The organism is uncultured Dietzia sp. (genome assembly GCF_937873725.1).
In the GTDB taxonomy this organism is placed as follows: Bacteria; Actinomycetota; Actinomycetes; order Mycobacteriales; family Mycobacteriaceae; genus Dietzia.
This window is the reverse complement of record NZ_CALMYY010000031.1, coordinates 1-17,009: the sequence shown is the minus strand read 5'-3', so window position 1 is coordinate 17,009 and position 17,009 is coordinate 1. Positions and strand designations below refer to the sequence as shown.

The following is a 17,009-nucleotide window of genomic DNA, read 5'->3' as shown; positions in this document are numbered from 1 at the left end:
CCGGGCCTCCAGCCGCTAGCCCCCGCCCGCGCCCCCGCCCCACGCGGGGGCCGCGGCGCCCGCCCGGATGGGCCCGCCCCGCCGCCGCCCCCCCCCCCCCCCCCCCGCCGCACCGCCGCGCTCCTCACCGCCGGCGTGACCGTCGCCCTGGCCCTGGGTGCCTGCGCCACCGGCGACGACGACGAGGCCCCGCCCCGCGCCCCCGGCCCCGCGGCGACCGGGTCCGCCGCGACCGGGTCCGCCGAGGCCGGCCCGACCTACGCCCGCTACGTGGCGCTGGGCGACTCGTTCGCCGCGCTCGGCCCCGTGGCCGCCCCCACCACCGGGCCGCCCGGGTGCCTGCGCTCCACGGCCGACTACCCCGCGCTCCTCGCCGAGGGGCTCGACGGCACGGAGTTCGTGGACGTCACCTGCGGCGGCGCCCGGACCCGTGACATGACGGGGCGTCAGCTCGCCGAGACCCCGCCGCAGTTCGACGCCCTCACACCCGGCACCGACCTGGTCACGCTCTCGATCGGCGGCAACGACATCGGCTTCGGCGACATCGCCGGCTGCGTCATGACCACCCGCGCCGGCTCCGTCGGCCCCGACGGCGCCCCCTGCCGCGACCGACTCGAGCGGTCCGTCACCGACGCGCTCGACGCGCTGCCCGCCCGACTCGACGCCGTGTACGACGGCATCCGCGACCGCTCGCCCGGCGCGCGGATCATCGCCACGGGGTACATGCCGCTCGTCCCCGACCGCGGCGGCTGCGACTTCGTGGCCTCGATGAACCCCGGGGACGTCACCTGGACGCGGCAGGTCGCCGAGCGGATCACGCTGATCGTCGCGGACGCCGCCCGACGCGCCGGGGCGGACGTCGTGTCACCCGCCGACGCCGGCGAGCGCCACGCCTGCGCGCCGCCCGCCGAGCGCTACACCGACTTCACCGGGGTCGAGACCGGCTCGCACCCCATGCATCCCACGGCCGCCGGGCAGCGCGCGATGGCCGACGCCGTGGCCGGGGTGCTCTGACCGCCCCCCGGGTTCCAGCGGCCGTGTCCGCCGACGACGAGGGCCCCGCCGCCGCGTGATGCGGTGGCGGGGCCCTGCACGGGGATCCGGAGGGGATCAGGCCTTGTCGGCGTCCGTGTCCTCGGCCTGCGTGTCCTCGGCCTGCGTGGCGTCGGCGTGCGTGGCGTCCTCGGAGACCGCCTCGGCGGTCTCGGCGGCCGCCTCGACCTCGGCGTCGTCCGCGGCCTCGACCTGATCGGCGATCGGGCTGTTGGCCTCGGCCTCGGCCGTCACGTCGTCGGTCGACTCGGCGGCCGCCTTCTTGGAGGCCGCGGCGCGGGTGGCGCGCGAGGCCTCGGCGGAGGCGAGCTGCTCGGTGACGAGCGCGATCATCGCCATGGGCGCGTTGTCGCCCTTGCGGTTCTCGAGCTTGACGATCCGGGTGTAACCACCGTCGCGGTCGGCGACCCGGGGGCCGATCTCCGCGAACAGCTTGTGCAGGACGTCCTTGTCGCGGATCTGCTTGGCGGCTTCACGACGGTCGGCCAGCGTGCCGCGACGCGCCTTGGTGATGAGCCGCTCCGCGTACGGGCGCAGCAGCTTCGCCTTGGTCTCCGTCGTGCGGATCGCATCGTGCTCGAACAGCTGGGTCGCCAGGTTCGAGAGGATGAGCCGCTGGTGGGCGGCGGATCCGCCGAGGCGGGCGCCCTTCTTGGGCTTGGGCATCAGATTCTCCTAGGAATGGTGTGCTGAGCGCTCGTCAGAGCTGCTCGGTCTCGGCGTAATCCTCGCCGCCCTCGTCGGTCCACGTGCCGGTCTCGGCGTCGTAGCCGGCGACCGAGGCGGGATCGAATCCGGGGGGCGCGTCCTTGAGCGACAGGCCGAGCTCGACGAGCTTGACCTTCACCTCGTCGATCGACTTCTGACCGAAGTTGCGGATGTCGAGCAGGTCCGACTCGCTGCGCGCCACGAGCTCGCCCACGGTGTGGACGCCCTCGCGCTTGAGGCAGTTGTAGGACCGGACCGACAGGTCCAGGTCGTCGATCGGCATACCGTAGGCGGCGATGTGATCGGCCTCGGCCGGGCTGGGCCCGATCTCAATGCCCTCCGCCTCGTCGTTCAGCTCCCGTGCCAGACCGAAGAGCTCGACCAGGGTCTTACCCGCGGACGCGAGCGCGTCACGGGCGGTCATCGAGTTCTTGGTCTCGACGTCCAGGACCAGGCGGTCGAAGTCGGTGCGCTGGTGCACGCGGGTCGCCTCGACCTTGTAGGTCACCTTGAGGACGGGCGAGTAGATCGAATCGACCGGGATGCGGCCGATCTCATGCCCGGCGTCCTTGTTGAGCCCGGCGGGGACGTAGCCCCGGCCGCGCTCGACGACCAGCTCGATCTCCAGACGGCCCTTCTCGTTGAGAGTGGCGATGTGCAGGTCCGGGTTGTGCACCTCGACGCCCGCGGGCGGGACGATGTCACCAGCGGTGACGACGCCCGGGCCCTGCTTCTTGAGGTACATGGTGACCGGCTCGTCCTCGACGGACGAGACGACCAGGCCCTTGAGGTTGAGGATGATGTCGGTGACATCCTCCTTGATACCCGGCACGGTGGTGAACTCGTGCAGGACACCCTCGATCCGGATGCTGGTCACGGCCGCGCCCGGGATGGACGACAGCAGCGTGCGCCGCAGCGAGTTGCCGATGGTGTAGCCGAAGCCCGGCTCGAGGGGCTCGAGCACGAACCGCGAGCGGTTCTCGGACACGACCTCCTCGGTGATGGTGGGCCGCTGGGAGATGAGCATGTGCTACCTCTTTCGATTCTCGACGTCCGCTATTTGACGTCGTGGGAACCCACCGTCGCCGGGTGGGCCGCGATGTGCGGCCCACCCGGCGACGAGGGAGGACGGATCACTTCGAGTAGAACTCGACGATCAACTGCTCCTGGAGCGGCACATCGATCTGGGCGCGCTCGGGAAGCTGGTGGACGAGGATGCGGAGGGTCGTGGGGACGACCTGCAGCCACGCCGGGACGGGACGCTCGCCGACGGACATGGCGGCGATCTCGAACCAGTCCATCTTGGTGGACTTGGGACGGACGTCCACGATGTCGTACTGCGAGACGCGGTAGCTCGGGATGGTCACCTTCTGGTCGTTGACCCGGAAGTGGCCGTGGCTCACGAGCTGACGGGCCTGACGACGCGTCTGCGCGAGTCCCGCGCGGTAGACGACGTTGTCGAGCCGCGACTCCAGGATCTGCAGCAGGTTCTCGCCGGTCTTACCGGTGCGGCGGTGGGCCTCCTGGTAGTAGCGACGGAACTGCTTCTCCATGACGCCGTAGGTGAAGCGGGCCTTCTGCTTCTCCTGCAGCTGCGTGCGGTACTCGGACTCCTTGATCCGCGCGCGGCCGTGGTGACCGGGCGGGAAGGGCCGACGCTCGAATGCGGTGTCCCCACCCACGAGGTCCACGCCCAGGCGGCGGGACTTGCGGGTGGCGGGGCCGGTGTAACGTGCCATGATTCTCTACGTTCCTTCCGGCTCAGACTCGACGCCGCTTGGGCGGACGACAGCCGTTGTGGGGCTGGGGGGTGACATCGGAGATCGTGCCCACCTCGAGGCCGGCGGCCTGGAGCGAGCGGATCGCGGTCTCACGGCCCGAGCCGGGTCCCTTGACAAACACGTCGACCTTCTTGACGCCGTGCTCCTGCGCCTTGCGGGCCGCGTTCTCGGCGGCGAGCTGGGCGGCGAAGGGCGTCGACTTGCGCGAGCCCTTGAAGCCGACGTGACCGGAGGACGCCCAGGCGAGGACGGCACCGGAGGGATCGGTGATCGAGACGATGGTGTTGTTGAACGTGCTCTTGATATGCGCGTGGCCGTGAGCGACGTTCTTCTTCTCCCTGCGACGACCCGTCTTCTTGGGGCCCGCAGCGCGTGACTTGGGGGGCATTACTTCTTCTTTCCGGCGACGGTCTTCTTCGGGCCCTTGCGGGAGCGGGCATTGGTCTTGGTCCGCTGACCGCGGACGGGGAGACCCCGGCGGTGGCGGATGCCCTGGTAGCTGCCGATCTCGATCTTCCGGCGGATATCGCCCTGGATCTCGCGGCGGAGGTCACCCTCCACCTTGTAGTTGCCCTCGATGTCGTCACGAAGGACGGTCAGCTGCTCGTCGGTGAGATCCTTGGTCCGCAGATCCCGGCTGATGCCGGTCCGCTCGAGGATCTCGACGGCCCGTGTACGACCGATGCCGAAAATGTAGGTGAGCGCGATCTCCATACGCTTGTCGCGTGGGAGGTCAACGCCGGCAAGACGTGCCATGTGGCGTTTCTCTTTCGTCATGCGGTAGGTCTGCTCCCCGACCGTCCCCGATCCGGATGGTCATCTCACGATGAGCAGCCGTGGGGCCCTGGCCTCCGCGTCCAGGGGTACGAACCCGCTCCGCCTTGCGGCGGGAGCGCTTGGTCCGGGGAGTTGAACGTCGTTACTTGTACCGGTAGACGATCCGACCACGGGTGAGGTCGTAGGGCGAGAGCTCCACGACCACGCGGTCCTCGGGCAGGATGCGGATGTAGTGCTGCCGCATCTTCCCGCTGATGTGAGCCAGGACCTTGTGCCCGTTGTCGAGTTCGACGCGGAACATTGCGTTGGGCAGGGGCTCGACAATGCGGCCCTCGACCTCGATGGCTCCGTCTTTCTTTGCCATGCTGCTTACGGTCCTCCACGATTCCCCGGGTGACGTCTACCGGATTGTGGTGCGCTGGTGGGCACACCGACGTATAAGCCTACGTCAGGTGCGGACCGAGCGCCAATCGCCGCGGATCACACGTAGCAGGCGCGGCCCGCGGGCAGTCCGTCGAATCGCTGCTGGAGCCAGTTCATGGCGGCCGGCAACTTCTCGACCGCCCCCAGCAGGTGTTCGGGGGCCAGTCCCGGCTCCCACGTGATCGGCGCGCCCTCCCGGCAGTACCGCTCGGCGGTGTCCTCCGCGTCCCAGAACGGCACGAGCGGGTCCGTGACGGAATGCCACATGAACACCGGTACGCGGGGCACGTCCGGCGACAGTCGCACGCTGTTGTCCGCAAAGGCCCGCATCAGACCCTCCTCCGCCATGAGGTCTCCGCCCCGGAGGACCATCGGCACCGACCTCAGCGCGCCGGCGACGAGCAGGGTCGCCGTGCACCTGCCGCGCATCTGGTGGAACAGCGACCACCCCTCGGGCGTGAGCTTCTCCTCGAGCCGGATGTCCTCCGGATACTCCCGGGCCATGCCGACCGCGGCGGCGAACGCCAGGCCGAACGCCGGGTGCGGGGTGTTGCCGATCATCCGGGCCATGGTCGTCATGTCCGTCGGGACGCCGCCCTGCGCGACGCCCACCAGGTCGACGTCCGGCGCGTAGTCGTCGTGCATCGTCGCCACCCACGCGCTGGCGATCCCGCCGCCGGAGTACCCGAGCGCCGCGAACCTGCTGCCCCGGGACTCGAACCGCGGGTCGTCGCGCACCGCCCTCATGCCGTCCAACACGATCCGGGCGGAGAGCCGGCCCCCGGGGTAGGCGACCTTCGGTCCGAGGTGGTCCGGGATGATCACCGTCCAGCCCCGGTCGAGCTGCGGGCGGAGGAAGGCCATCGCGTTGTCCTGCACGGTCTCGAGCGTCGGGTTGACGAGCGTCTCCGTGGGCGCGCAGCTCTGGCCGAGCGCGTTCAGGTAGTGCTGGTAGCTGAGCACAGGCCCGTCGGGGCGGGCGCCGGGCGGCCGGACCACGGTCGCCGTGGCGAGGATCGGCCGGTCGCCGGTGTCGGTGGACCGGTACGCGATCTCGGTGACGCGATATCCCGCGAACGCCGGCATCCCCACGACCCTGGAGTTGATCACCCGGCCGTTCGCCGCGCCGGCCAGCACCTCCGGGTCCGCGTGATAGAACGGCCCGGGCTGCGGATCCTCCATGATCGAACCCCCGGCGTCGCCCACCAGCGACTGCGCTCCGGCCTGGGGCACGGTGCTCGAGAGCGAGGCGATCACCACGAGGAGCGCCGCACACAGGGCGGCCCACCGCCGCGCGGAGACGACCCGCTCGCCGACCGTGTTTCGGGACATGCGCATCTCCCGGACCTCCCCGCAGTTTCGACCTGGCGACGACCCTAACCCGGGGAGCGCTCCCTCAGGTCCCGCTTCCGGCGGGGATGAGGGTCAGGCGACCCCGGGACGCGGGGTGAGGATGCGCGGCCCGTCCGCCGTGACGGCCACCGTGTGCTCCCAGTGCGAGGCGGGCGATCCGTCGATCGTGACGACCGTCCACTCGTCGGAGAGCGTCCGGGTCCCGGTCTCCCCGCCCAACACCAACATGGGTTCCACCGCGAGCACCGATCCCTCCTGGAGCCTCGGCCCCTTTCCCGGCTTCCCCTCGTTCGCCAGGAAGGGCCACTCGTGCATCTCGCGGCCGATCCCGTGGCCCCCGAAGCCGTCGACGATCCCCAGCCGCACGCCGTGACGCTCCTCGGCCGACCTGGTGGCGGTCTCGAGAGCATGGGAGACGTCGGTCAGGCGGTTCCCGGGCCGCATCGCGAGGATCCCCTCCGCGAGCACCTCGCGGGTCGCCTCGTTGAGCTTCTCGACCTCCGTCGGCAGCGCGCCCACCCCGAACGTCCAGGCCGAGTCGCCGTGCCACCCGTCGAGAATCGCCCCGCAGTCCACCGACACCAGGTCCCCCTCCCCCAGCACGGTGGAGCGCCCGGGGATGCCGTGCACCACGACCTCGTTGACGGAGGAGCAGATGGATCCCGGGAAGCCCTCGTAGCCCTTGAACGAGGGCACCGCGCCCGCCTCGCGGATCAGCTGCTCGACGAGCTCGTCCAGGTCCGCCGTGGTCGCTCCCGGCACCGCGGCGTCGCGGACGGCGACCAGAGCCCGGCCGACGATCCGTCCCGCCGCCTCCATGGCATCGAGCTCGCCGGCGGTGCGGGCGGTGACCGCCGCCTTCCGTGACCTGCCCAACACGACGGGCGTCAGCGACCGAGCGCGGCGAGCGCCCGTGCGTTGATCTCGTCGACCTCGCCCACCGCGTCGATCGTCGTGACCGTGCCGCCGTAGTACTCGAGCAGCGGGGCGGTCTCGGAGCGGTACACCGACATCCGGTTACGGATCACGTCCTCCGTGTCGTCTTCCCTGCCCCGGGCCAGCATCCGCTTGACCACGGTGTCCTCGTCGATCCTGAACTCGAGGACCCCGTCGAGCGAGGACCCGGAGTCCGCGAGCATGCCCTTCAGCGCGTCCGCCTGCGCGACGCTGCGGGGATACCCGTCGAGCAGGAATCCCTCCGTGGCGTCGGGCTCGGCGATGCGCGCCTCGACCATCCGGTTGGTCACCTCCGCGGGCACCAGGTTGCCGGCGTCGATGTAGCCCTTGGCTTCCTTGCCCAGATCGGTGCCCTGGGAGATGTTCGCCCGGAAGAGATCACCGGTGGAGATGTGGGGAACGCCCAGCTTCTCCGACAACAGGGCCGCCTGGGTTCCCTTGCCGGCTCCGGGGGGGCCGAGGAGGACGAGACGCATGGTGGGGACCAGCCTTTCTACTGTTGGAGGTGCTCTGGATTGCAGCGCCTACTTGAGGAAGCCCTCGTAGTTGCGCTGCATCAGCTGTGCCTCGATCTGCTTCACGGTGTCGAGGCCCACGGACACCATGATGAGCACGGCGGTGCCGCCGAACGGCATGTTCTGCATATCGCCACCCCCGCTGCCCATGTCGAGGAAGACGTTCGGGAGTACCGCGATGAGCCCGAGGTACAGGGAGCCGAACAACAGGATCCGGTTGAGGACGTAACCGAGGTACTCCGCGGTCGGGCGCCCCGGGCGGATGCCCGGGATGAAGCCGCCGTACTTCTTCATGTTCTCGGCCTGCTCCATCGGATCGAACTGGATGGCCACGTAGAAGTAGGCGAAGAAGATGATCAACGCGAAGTACAGGAGGATGTAACCCCAGCTCGACGGGTTCTGCAGGTACTGCATGACGTACCGCTGCCAGAAGCCGTCGCTCGCGGCCTCGGGGCCCTGGATCAGCTGGGTGATGAGGATCGGCACGTACATCAGCGACGAGGCGAAGATCACCGGGATGACCCCGGCCTGGTTGACCTTGAGAGGCAGGTAGGTGGACGTGCCGCCGTACTGGCGACGCCCGACCATGCGCTTGGCGTACTGCACAGGGATCCGCCGCTGTCCCTGTTCGACAAAGACCACGGCCACCACGATGAGGACCACCGCGAGCATGACCGCGGCGAACTTCAGCATCGAGGAGTTCTGGTAGATGTTCACGCCCTCGGCGGGGAGCCGCGAGGCGATACCCGCAAAGATCAGCAGCGACATGCCGTTGCCGACGCCGCGATCGGTGATCAGCTCACCGAACCACATGACCAGCGCGGCGCCCGCGGTCATGACGGTCACGATGGTGATGAGGGTCAGGATGTCGCCGTCCATCAGGACGGACTGCCCGTTTCCGAGCAACTGCCCGCGGTCGGCCAGGGCGACGATGCCCGCGGACTGCAGCACGGCCAACGCGATGGTGAGATACCGCGTGTACTGCGTCATCTTGGCCTGCCCTGACTGCCCCTCCTTCTTCAACTGCTCGAAGTAGGGGATCACCACGGTGAGGAGCTGAACGATGATGCTCGCCGTGATGTACGGCATGATGCCGATCGCGAACACCGACAACTGCAGGAGCGCGCCGCCCGAGAACAGGTTGACCAGGGAGTACAACTGCGCGTTGTCGCCGGTCATCGCCGTGTCGAGAAGACCCCGGAGCTTGGGGTAGTCGACACCGGGCGACGGGATCTGCGCGCCGATGCGGTAGAGGATGATGATCCCGAGGGTGAAGAAGATCTTCTTCCTCAGGTCCCGGTCCTTGATCGCGGACGCGAGTGCGGAGAGCACATGTCCTCCTGGTCATGGACGGCCCGTGGCCGCCACCGTCGTCGAATGCAGATGCGCCGGGAGGGTCGGACCGACGACAGCCGTGCCGGACCCCGAACGCACAACAGGAAAAACTCTATCAAGACGAGCGCAGGGGCCGGGTCCGAGACTCCCGGACCCGACCCCTGCACCCGTTACGCGGACCCCGACCGGGGTCGCTCGGGGATCAGGCCCCGGCCTCCGACACGCTTCCGCCGGCGGCCTCGATCTTGCTCTTGGCCGATCCGGAGACCTTGTCGACGGTCACGCTGACGGCCACGGAGATCTCCCCGTCGCCCAGCACCTTGACCGGCTGATTCTTGCGAACCGCACCCACGGCGACGAGCTCGGCCTTGCCGACCTCGCCGCCCTGCGGGAACAGCCGCTCGATGTCGGCCACATTGACGACCTGGAAGACGACCTTGTTGCGGTTCTTGAAGCCCTTGAGCTTCGGAAGCCGCATGTGGATCGGCATCTGGCCACCCTCGAACGCCGCGGGGACGTTCTTGCGTGCCTTTGTACCCTTGGTGCCGCGGCCGGCGGTCTTGCCCCTCTTACCACCCTCACCACGACCCACGCGGATCTTGTCGGTGTGGGCACCGGGCGCCGGGCGCAGGTGGTGCAACTTGATGGTCATGCTCACTCCGTCTCTTCGACCACGACGAGGTGGTTCACGACGTTGATGAGACCCCGGGTCTGCGGGCTGTCCTCACGGACGACCGACTTCCGGATGCCCTTGAGTCCCAGCGTGCGCAGGGAGTCCTTCTGGTTCTGCTTGGTCCCGACGGTGCCACGGACCTGGGTGATCTTCAGCTTCGCCATGGTCAGGCCCCCTGTCCGGCACGCGCGCGGAGCATGCCCGCGGGCGCGACGTCCTCGATGGGCAGGCCACGGCGGGCCGCGACCTCCTCGGGGCGGTGCAGACCCTTGAGCGCGGTCACCGTGGCGTGGACGACGTTGATCGCGTTGTCCGAACCCAGCGACTTGCACAGGATGTCGTGCACGCCCGCGCACTCGAGCACGGCACGAGCCGCGCCGCCGGCGATCACGCCGGTGCCCGGCGAGGCCGGGCGCAGCATGACGACGCCCGCAGCGGCCTCACCCTGGATCGGGTGCGGGATGGTGGAGCCGATGAGCGGGACGCGGAAGAAGTTCTTCCGGGCCTCCTCCGACCCCTTCTGGATGGCCGCCGGCACCTCCTTGGCCTTGCCGTAGCCGACGCCGACCATGCCGTTGCCGTCTCCGAGGATCACGAGGGCGGTGAAGCTGAAGCGACGACCACCCTTGACGACCTTGGAGACGCGGTTGATCGTGACGACGCGCTCGATGAACTGCGACTTCTCCTCGTCGCGGCCACGACGATCGTCGCGTCCCCGGCCTCGGCCGCGGTCTCCACCGCGAGCCTGGGCGTTGTCGGTGGTGGTCTTGTTGTCTGCGGCGGGCCCGTTGCTTCCGCCGTCACGACGCTGACGTCCCGGCATCAGACGGTCCTTCCGTTAGCGGTCAGTGCTGTGGTGTTGATCATCAGAACTCCAGCCCACCCTCGCGGGCGGCGTCGGCGAGCGAGGCGATACGGCCGTGGTACTTGTTACCCCCACGGTCGAACACGACGGCGTCGATGCCGGCGGCCTTCGCGCGCTCGGCCAAGAGCTGACCGACCTTCGCGCTCCGGTCCTTCTTGTCGCCCTCGAGGGAACGCACATCCGCCTCGATCGTCGACGCGGAGGCCAGCGTGTGGCCGGACAGGTCGTCGATGATCTGGGCGTGGATGTGGCGCGAGGACCGGTTGACGACCAACCGCGGCCGCTCGGCGGTGCCGGCGACCTTCTTGCGGAGGCGGTAGTGGCGCCGGGCGCGTCCGACACGACGTGCTGTCGAGACGTCGGTTCCCAGCGGGGAACGCTTCTTGGTGCTGCTCATGGTCACTTACCCGTCTTTCCGACCTTGCGACGGACCTGCTCGCCCGCGTAACGGATGCCCTTGCCCTTGTACGGGTCGTGCTTCCGGAGCCGCTTGATGTTGGCGGCGATCTGGCCCACCTGCTGCTTGTCGATTCCGGAGATCGAGAACTTCGTGGCTCCGTCGACGACGAACGTGATGCCGTCCGGGGCGACGATCGGCACGGGGTGCGAGTAGCCGAGGGCGAACTCGAGGTCCTTGCCCTTGGGGACGACGCGGTAACCCACGCCGAAGATCTCCATGTCCTGCTTGTAGCCCTCGGTCACTCCCACGACCATGTTGTTGACCAGGGAGCGCGAGAGGCCGTGCAGAGACCGGTTGTCGCGGTGGTCGTCGGGACGGTTCACCGTGATGGTGCCCTCCTCGACCGACACCGTGATCGGTGCGGGCAGATCCTGGGTGAGTTCACCCTTGGGACCCTTGACGGTGATGGTCTGGCCGTCGACCTTGACGTCGACACCGGACGGGACGCTGATCGGAGCCTTGCCGATACGTGACATATCTCCGCCCCTTACCAGACGTAGGCGAGGACTTCCCCGCCCACCTTCTTGTTGTGCGCCTGACGGTCCGTGAGCAGACCCTGGGACGTCGAGATGATCGCGACACCCAGTCCTCCCAGCACCTTCGGCAGGCCGGTGGACTTGGCATACACGCGCAGACCCGGCTTGGAGACTCGCTTGATGCCCTGGATGCTGCGCTGACGCGACGGGCCGTACTTGAGGTCGATGGTGAGCTTCTTGCCCACCTCGGCGTCCTCGACGGCGAAATCGACGATGTAACCCTCTTGCTTGAGGATCGCGGCGATGTTGCCCTTGAGCTTGGAATGCGGCATGGAGACGGTGTCGTGGTACGCCGAGTTGGCGTTACGCACACGCGTCAGCATGTCCGCGATGGGATCGGTCATCGACATGGATGGACCATGTTCCTTTCTCGCAACGGTTCCCATGCAACACGGTCCCGGTCGGCCTGTGGGCCGACCCTGTCCGTCGTGGGCCTATCACGAAGAGTGCGAATGTTCTGTTGTGTGGGGTCCGGCAGCCGCGAGGGCTCCCGGGTGACCCGCCGCGACCAACGCTCTTCTCGTCAGTCGCGACCCGACGGCTGGGCCGTCTGCCCGGCGTCGGGGACCCGCGGATGCGGTGCCCCGGCGCGGACGGCCGGTCCGGCCATGACCGTGAGGTCAGTCCTCCTTGAAGGGGAAGCCGAGGTGCTTGAGCAGAGCGCGGCCTTCCTCGTCGTTGGTGGCCGTGGTGACGACGGTGATGTCCATACCCCGGGGACGATCGACCTTGTCGACGTCGATCTCGTAGAACATGGTCTGCTCGTTGAGGCCGAACGTGTAGTTGCCGTGACCGTCGAACTGCTTGCCCGAGAGCCCGCGGAAATCGCGGATCCGCGGCAGGGCGACCGTGGTCAGACGGTCGAGGAACTCCCACATGCGGTCGCCGCGAAGCGTCACGCGGGCGCCGATCGGCATGCCCTCGCGCAGCTTGAACTGCGCGATGGACTTGCGCGCACGTCGGATCTGCGGCTTCTGGCCGGTGATCAGCGTGAGGTCGTTGATCGCCCCGTTGATCAGCTTGGCGTCGCGGGCGGCGTCGCCGACGCCCATGTTGACGACGACCTTGACGACGCCCGGGATCTGCATGACGTTGGCGTACTCGAACGTCTCGTTGAGCGCCGGCCTGATCTCGGAGCGGTACCGCGTCTTGAGCCGTGGGGTGTATCCGGTGGGAAGAGTGGTCTCAGTCATGGTCACAGGTCCTTCCCGGTCGTGCGCGACACGCGGACACGCTTGCCGTTCTCATCGGTGCGGATGCCGACGCGGGTCGGGGTGCCGTCGGCATCCACGACCATCACGTTGGACACGTGGATCGGGGCCTCCTGCGTGACGATGCCACCGGAGGAGGCACCGCGCTCGGCAGCCGAGTTGGCGGTGTGCTTCTTGATGCGGTTGACGCCCTCGACCAGGACCTTGTCCTGCGCGGGGAAGGCCTGGATGACCTTGCCCTTCGCGCCCTTGTCCTTGCCGGCGATGACGAGCACCGTGTCGCCCTTGTGGATCTTCATGTCAGAGCACCTCCGGCGCCAGCGAGACGATGCGCATGAACTTCTTGTCGCGCAGTTCGCGACCGACGGGCCCGAAGATGCGGGTGCCACGCGGGTCGTTGTCGTTCTTGATGATGACGGCGGCGTTCTCGTCGAACTTGATGTACGAGCCGTCCGGACGGCGGCGCTCCTTGGCGGTACGAACGATGACGGCCTTGACGACCTCACCCTTCTTGACGTTCCCACCGGGGATGGCGTCCTTGACGGTGGCGACGATGATGTCGCCCACGCCTGCGTAGCGACGCTTGGACCCACCGAGAACGCGGATGCAGAGAATCTCCTTGGCACCCGTGTTGTCGGCGATCTTGAGTCGCGACTCCTGCTGGATCATGGTTCTCCTGACCAGGCTGGTTCTGATGTGCGCCGGATACCGACCCGACGCACGCGGTCATGCCGCCCGGCATCGCAACTGCAACGCGACAGCTCGGGCAACTGGTCCAGTGTAGGGCGCGGTCGGGCCCCGACCCAAATCCGGGGCCTGCCGGACGACCACGGTCGACCCGACCGCCTAGGAGGATCCCCCGCGCAGGGACCCCGTCGAGCCCCCGGAACCGGTGGACCCCGCTGCGCTGCTCGAGCCGGCGCTGCCCGAGCCGGCGCTGCCCGAGCCCAGCGACTCCCCGTCCGCTCCGCCGGCCGACGCCCGGCCGTTGGGCATCGCCGCCGCCAGTCCCGACAGGATGTGGTCCATCGCCGGCACCATCTGTGAGACGAACACCGGCCAGTTGTGGATGCCCGAGGGCATGTAGTTGATGCGCAGGTTCACCGCGGGCACGGACCCGAGCGCCCTCTCGAGCGCCCGGGTGCTCTCGTAGGAACCCTTCTCCAGGACGTGTCCGTCGAGCAGGACCAGTTCGTTGCTGCCGAAGTAGCCCAGCTCCGCCGACCCGACCAGTCCGGTGGCGGCGCTGAGGAAGACGGTCTTCCCCTCGAGACCGGAGGGGTCAGCGATGGTGTCGTGCTCCGCCCAGGCCGTCGACCCGCGCGGCCCCCACATGTTGGTGGCCTCCCCGTTGCGGGCCCCGACGGTGAGGCGGATGTACTGGTAGCCCAGCTCGTCCAGGGTGGAGTAGGCCCCGCTCACCCCGGCCGTGGCGTCGAACATCTCGGGGTTGCGGTTGGCCAGGTGAAGCGCGGAGGCCGCGCCCATCTACACACCCATCACCCCCCAGCTGCCGTTGTGCGCCAGCGGCGCGGACCGGCCTGCGAGCCCCTCCGCGAGCAGCGGCGGCAGCTCGGTGGTGAGGAAGGTCTCCCACATGTTGGGTCCGAGGACCGGGTCGTCGGACTGCCAGTCGGCCCACATCGACGCCGGGCCGCCGGTGGGTGCGATCACGTTCACGGCGCGGTCGCGGAGCACGGGGTCACCCCAGCCCATCCCCGTGCTCCAGCCGGACGGCACCTCGCTCCCCACCCCGTCAAGGAAGTACACGTTGGGAGCGTCGAGTCCGTCCGGGGCCCGGTACACCTCGACTCGCACCGTCCGCTGCATCACCGCGGACGTCACCGTCCACACCTCGGCCCGACGGTCGACGGGGTTGACGGAGCCCGGGAACAGCGGCTCCACCCGTATGACGCGGGACATCGTGATGCCGTGGTCACGGGTGGCGACGGGGGTCGACGGACCGGCCGAGCTGCCGGGACGGGGAAAATCCCCGGAGCCCGCTGCGGCCACGGAGCCCAGGACCGAGGCGATGGGGATCGGGGCGCCGAGCCGGGTCAGCGCGGCCAGGCTCAACGAGGGTGCGCCGAGCAGGCTGCCGGGCGCGACGGACGGGATCACCGATCCGGGCCCCTCGCTCTGCGCCGTCGCGGGAGCCGACGCGGTGGCCACGAGCAGCGCGGCCGACGCCCCGGCCCCTATACCCCGGGCCAGACCCCGGACGCGGCGTCCCGCCGACGGGCGTGGTCGAGCGCACGGTCCTGCTGTCATCTGACGTTCCTCTCCTCATGCCCGGCTGGACCCCGGGTCCGGGTGATGCGGATTCCGACATGCCGAGGGGCCGGTGGCCCGTGCAATACTCGGAGTTTCGTCATACCGCTCATATCCGTTACAAATGCCGGCGGCCCGGCCCCGTGGGAAGGGGGCCGGGCCGTCGGCGGTATTCGTGGGGAGCGACCTACTTGGCCCGCTCCAGCACCTCGACGAGGCGGTACCGCTTGGTGGCGGACAGCGGGCGGGTCTCCATGATCCGCACGCGGTCGCCGACGCCGGCGGTGTTGGACTCGTCGTGAGCCTTCACGCGCTCGGTACGCCGCATGATCTTGCCGTACAGCGGGTGCTTCACGCGGTCTTCGAGCTCGACGACGATGGTCTTCTCCATCTTGTCGGACACGACGTACCCGATCCGCACCTTGCGGCTGTTGCGCTCGGTGTTCTCGCTGGCCTCAGTCACGGCTGCTTCCTTGTCACTCACTTGGCATCACCCGGCGCCGCCGACAGCCCGAGCTCCCGCTCGCGGATGACGGTGTAGATGCGTGCGATGTCGTGACGCACGACCCGCAGGCGACGGTTGTTGGTCAGCTGACCGGTGGCCATCTGGAAGCGCAGGTTGAACAGCTCTTCCTTGGCCTCACGGAGACGCGCGGTGAGCGCGTCGGCATCGAGCTCGCGCAGCTCGGGGGCGGTGATTCCATTAGCCATCAGAACTGCTCCTCCCGGGTCACGATGCGGGTCTTGCACGGGAGCTTGTGCTGCGCGCGGCGCAGGGCCTCGCGAGCGATCTCCTCGCTGGGGTACGACATCTCGAAGAGGATGCGCCCGGGCTTGACGTTGGCGACCCACCACTCCACGGAGCCCTTACCGGAACCCATGCGCACTTCCGCAGGCTTCTTGGTCAGGGGACGATCCGGGTAGATGTTGATCCACACCTTGCCGCCACGCTTGATGTGGCGGTTGATGGCGATACGAGCGGACTCGATCTGACGGTTGGTGATGTACGCCGGCTCGAGAGCCTGGATGCCGTACTCACCGAACGTCACCTTGGTGCCGCCCTTGGACCCGCCACTGCGGCCGGGATGGTGCTGCTTGCGGTGCTTGACACGCTTGGGGATAAGCACTGTCACGCCTCCCTGGTCTGATTCTGCGGGGCCTCGGCGGGAGCCTCGGCAGCAGGACCGGAACCGGCGCGGCCGGTCTCGGTGCTTGTCGCCGTGGTGCCCTGGGCGCCCGAGCGACGGGGCCGGGCGGCGCCGCGCTCACGGCGCGGTCCACGATCGGCGCCACCGCGATTGGCGGACTGGGCGAACTGGTCGGACTCACGACGTCCGCCGACCACGTCACCCTTGTAGATCCACACCTTGACGCCGATACGACCGAAGGTCGTCTTGGCCTCGTAGGTGCCGTAGTCGATCTCGGCACGCAGGGTGTGAAGCGGGACGCGACCCTCGTGGTAGCGCTCCGAACGCGACATCTCGGCTCCACCGAGCCGACCCGAGCACACGACCTTGATGCCCTTGACCTGCGGCTGGCGCATGGCGGACTGGATGCCCTTCCGCATCGCGCGGCGGAACGCCACACGGTTGGAGAGCTGCTCCGCGATGCCCTGCGCCACGAGCTGGGCGTCGGCCTCGGTGTTCTTGATCTCGAGGATGTTGAGGTGGACCTGCTTCGCGGTGAGCTTCTCGAGCTCCCCCCGGAGACGGTCGGCCTCGGCGCCACGCCGACCGATCACGATGCCCGGACGGGCGGTGTGGATGTCGACGTTGACCCGATCACGGGTGCGCGAGATGTCCACGCCCGAGATGCCGGCCCGCTCCATGCCCTTCGACAGGAGCTGACGGATCTTGATGTCCTCGGCGACGTAGTCCGCGTACTGCTTGTCGGCGAACCACTTGGACGTCCAGTCCGAGGTGATGCCGAGACGGAAGCCGTGCGGATGGATCTTCTGTCCCATTTAGCGGGCACCTCCCTGGTTACGACGGCCCCGACCGGTGGAACCGGCCTTCTCGGGCACGCTGGTCACCTCGACGGTGATGTGGCTGGTGCGCTTGCGCACGCGGAACGCACGACCCTGTGCACGCG

24 protein-coding genes and 2 pseudogenes are annotated in these 17,009 nt (G+C 68.7%); 1 reads left to right on the top strand and 25 read right to left on the bottom strand.

Annotated elements, in window-relative coordinates; translation table 11 throughout:
• Positions 1–135 precede the first annotated feature (135 nt).
• Positions 136–1,014, top strand: a complete 879-nt coding sequence (locus tag Q0444_RS02555; RefSeq protein ID WP_299021104.1) for an SGNH/GDSL hydrolase family protein — start codon at positions 136–138, stop codon at positions 1,012–1,014.
• A 96-nt stretch (positions 1,015–1,110) separates the two neighbouring features.
• On the opposite strand, the gene rplQ is transcribed toward Q0444_RS02555, so the two are convergent.
• The 25 genes and pseudogenes from rplQ to Q0444_RS02430 all read right to left on the bottom strand — a co-directional run.
• Positions 1,111–1,719, bottom strand: coding sequence for a 50S ribosomal protein L17 (gene rplQ, locus Q0444_RS02550; protein ID WP_291083118.1), 609 nt, complete (start codon positions 1,717–1,719; stop codon positions 1,111–1,113).
• A gap of 34 nt (positions 1,720–1,753) precedes the next feature.
• Positions 1,754–2,788, bottom strand: a complete 1,035-nt coding sequence (locus tag Q0444_RS02545) for a DNA-directed RNA polymerase subunit alpha (RefSeq protein WP_299021101.1) — start codon at positions 2,786–2,788, stop codon at positions 1,754–1,756.
• A gap of 106 nt (positions 2,789–2,894) precedes the next feature.
• On the bottom strand, positions 2,895–3,500 hold the full coding sequence (gene rpsD / locus Q0444_RS02540; protein ID WP_291083112.1) for a 30S ribosomal protein S4: 606 nt from the start codon (positions 3,498–3,500) through the stop codon (positions 2,895–2,897).
• A gap of 22 nt (positions 3,501–3,522) precedes the next feature.
• Entirely contained in the window at positions 3,523–3,930 is a 408-nt protein-coding gene (rpsK, locus tag Q0444_RS02535) for a 30S ribosomal protein S11 (protein WP_291083109.1), read from the bottom strand.
• Positions 3,930–4,298 (bottom strand): 30S ribosomal protein S13, encoded by a 369-nt coding sequence (gene rpsM, locus Q0444_RS02530; protein WP_291083121.1) that lies wholly within the window; start codon positions 4,296–4,298, stop codon positions 3,930–3,932. The genes rpsK and rpsM overlap by 1 nt, the downstream gene beginning before the upstream one ends.
• A gap of 163 nt (positions 4,299–4,461) precedes the next feature.
• Positions 4,462–4,683, bottom strand: coding sequence for a translation initiation factor IF-1 (infA, locus tag Q0444_RS02525; protein WP_291083106.1), 222 nt, complete (start codon positions 4,681–4,683; stop codon positions 4,462–4,464).
• A gap of 116 nt (positions 4,684–4,799) precedes the next feature.
• The gene (locus Q0444_RS02520; protein ID WP_299021096.1) at positions 4,800–6,080 is read right to left on the bottom strand and encodes a lipase family protein; all 1,281 of its coding nucleotides are present in this window, start codon (positions 6,078–6,080) and stop codon (positions 4,800–4,802) included.
• Positions 6,081–6,167: 87 nt separating this feature from the next.
• Positions 6,168–6,974, bottom strand: coding sequence for a type I methionyl aminopeptidase (map, locus tag Q0444_RS02515; RefSeq protein WP_291083100.1), 807 nt, complete (start codon positions 6,972–6,974; stop codon positions 6,168–6,170).
• A gap of 8 nt (positions 6,975–6,982) precedes the next feature.
• On the bottom strand, positions 6,983–7,528 hold the full coding sequence (locus Q0444_RS02510; protein ID WP_291083096.1) for an adenylate kinase: 546 nt from the start codon (positions 7,526–7,528) through the stop codon (positions 6,983–6,985).
• A gap of 48 nt (positions 7,529–7,576) precedes the next feature.
• Positions 7,577–8,899, bottom strand: a complete 1,323-nt coding sequence (gene secY, locus Q0444_RS02505) for a preprotein translocase subunit SecY (protein ID WP_291083093.1) — start codon at positions 8,897–8,899, stop codon at positions 7,577–7,579.
• 205 nt (positions 8,900–9,104) lie between these two features.
• Positions 9,105–9,554, bottom strand: coding sequence for a 50S ribosomal protein L15 (gene rplO, locus Q0444_RS02500; protein ID WP_291083090.1), 450 nt, complete (start codon positions 9,552–9,554; stop codon positions 9,105–9,107).
• 2 nt (positions 9,555–9,556) lie between these two features.
• On the bottom strand, positions 9,557–9,739 hold the full coding sequence (rpmD, locus tag Q0444_RS02495; RefSeq protein ID WP_291083088.1) for a 50S ribosomal protein L30: 183 nt from the start codon (positions 9,737–9,739) through the stop codon (positions 9,557–9,559).
• A gap of 2 nt (positions 9,740–9,741) precedes the next feature.
• Entirely contained in the window at positions 9,742–10,398 is a 657-nt protein-coding gene (gene rpsE / locus Q0444_RS02490) for a 30S ribosomal protein S5 (RefSeq protein ID WP_299021089.1), read from the bottom strand.
• Positions 10,399–10,441: 43 nt separating this feature from the next.
• Positions 10,442–10,837, bottom strand: a complete 396-nt coding sequence (gene rplR, locus Q0444_RS02485; protein WP_291082446.1) for a 50S ribosomal protein L18 — start codon at positions 10,835–10,837, stop codon at positions 10,442–10,444.
• A gap of 2 nt (positions 10,838–10,839) precedes the next feature.
• Positions 10,840–11,376: a 50S ribosomal protein L6 gene (gene rplF / locus Q0444_RS02480; RefSeq protein WP_291082449.1), complete on the bottom strand. Its 537-nt coding sequence runs from the start codon at positions 11,374–11,376 to the stop codon at positions 10,840–10,842.
• An 11-nt stretch (positions 11,377–11,387) separates the two neighbouring features.
• Complete coding sequence (gene rpsH, locus Q0444_RS02475; RefSeq protein ID WP_291082452.1) at positions 11,388–11,786, bottom strand: 30S ribosomal protein S8; 399 nt, start codon at positions 11,784–11,786, stop codon at positions 11,388–11,390.
• A 270-nt stretch (positions 11,787–12,056) separates the two neighbouring features.
• Positions 12,057–12,629, bottom strand: coding sequence for a 50S ribosomal protein L5 (gene rplE, locus Q0444_RS02470; RefSeq protein ID WP_291082455.1), 573 nt, complete (start codon positions 12,627–12,629; stop codon positions 12,057–12,059).
• Positions 12,630–12,631: 2 nt separating this feature from the next.
• Entirely contained in the window at positions 12,632–12,946 is a 315-nt protein-coding gene (gene rplX / locus Q0444_RS02465) for a 50S ribosomal protein L24 (protein ID WP_291082458.1), read from the bottom strand.
• Between the two features lies 1 nt (position 12,947).
• A complete protein-coding gene (gene rplN, locus Q0444_RS02460; RefSeq protein ID WP_095717592.1) occupies positions 12,948–13,316 on the bottom strand; it encodes a 50S ribosomal protein L14 in 369 nt (122 codons plus the stop codon).
• Between the two features lie 177 nt (positions 13,317–13,493).
• Positions 13,494–14,918, bottom strand: a pseudogene (locus Q0444_RS02455) (alpha/beta hydrolase).
• A 187-nt stretch (positions 14,919–15,105) separates the two neighbouring features.
• A complete protein-coding gene (rpsQ, locus tag Q0444_RS02450; protein ID WP_291082465.1) occupies positions 15,106–15,402 on the bottom strand; it encodes a 30S ribosomal protein S17 in 297 nt (98 codons plus the stop codon).
• On the bottom strand, positions 15,399–15,629 hold the full coding sequence (rpmC, locus tag Q0444_RS02445; protein ID WP_291082468.1) for a 50S ribosomal protein L29: 231 nt from the start codon (positions 15,627–15,629) through the stop codon (positions 15,399–15,401). Before rpmC ends, rpsQ begins: the two co-directional genes overlap by 4 nt.
• Positions 15,629–16,045 carry a 50S ribosomal protein L16 gene (gene rplP, locus Q0444_RS02440; protein ID WP_291082498.1) on the bottom strand — a complete coding sequence of 139 codons (417 nt, stop codon included), beginning with the start codon at positions 16,043–16,045 and terminating at the stop codon, positions 15,629–15,631. Before rplP ends, rpmC begins: the two co-directional genes overlap by 1 nt.
• A gap of 2 nt (positions 16,046–16,047) precedes the next feature.
• On the bottom strand, positions 16,048–16,881 hold the full coding sequence (gene rpsC, locus Q0444_RS02435) for a 30S ribosomal protein S3 (protein WP_291082471.1): 834 nt from the start codon (positions 16,879–16,881) through the stop codon (positions 16,048–16,050).
• Positions 16,882–17,009: pseudogene (locus tag Q0444_RS02430) on the bottom strand (50S ribosomal protein L22); the annotation flags it as partial.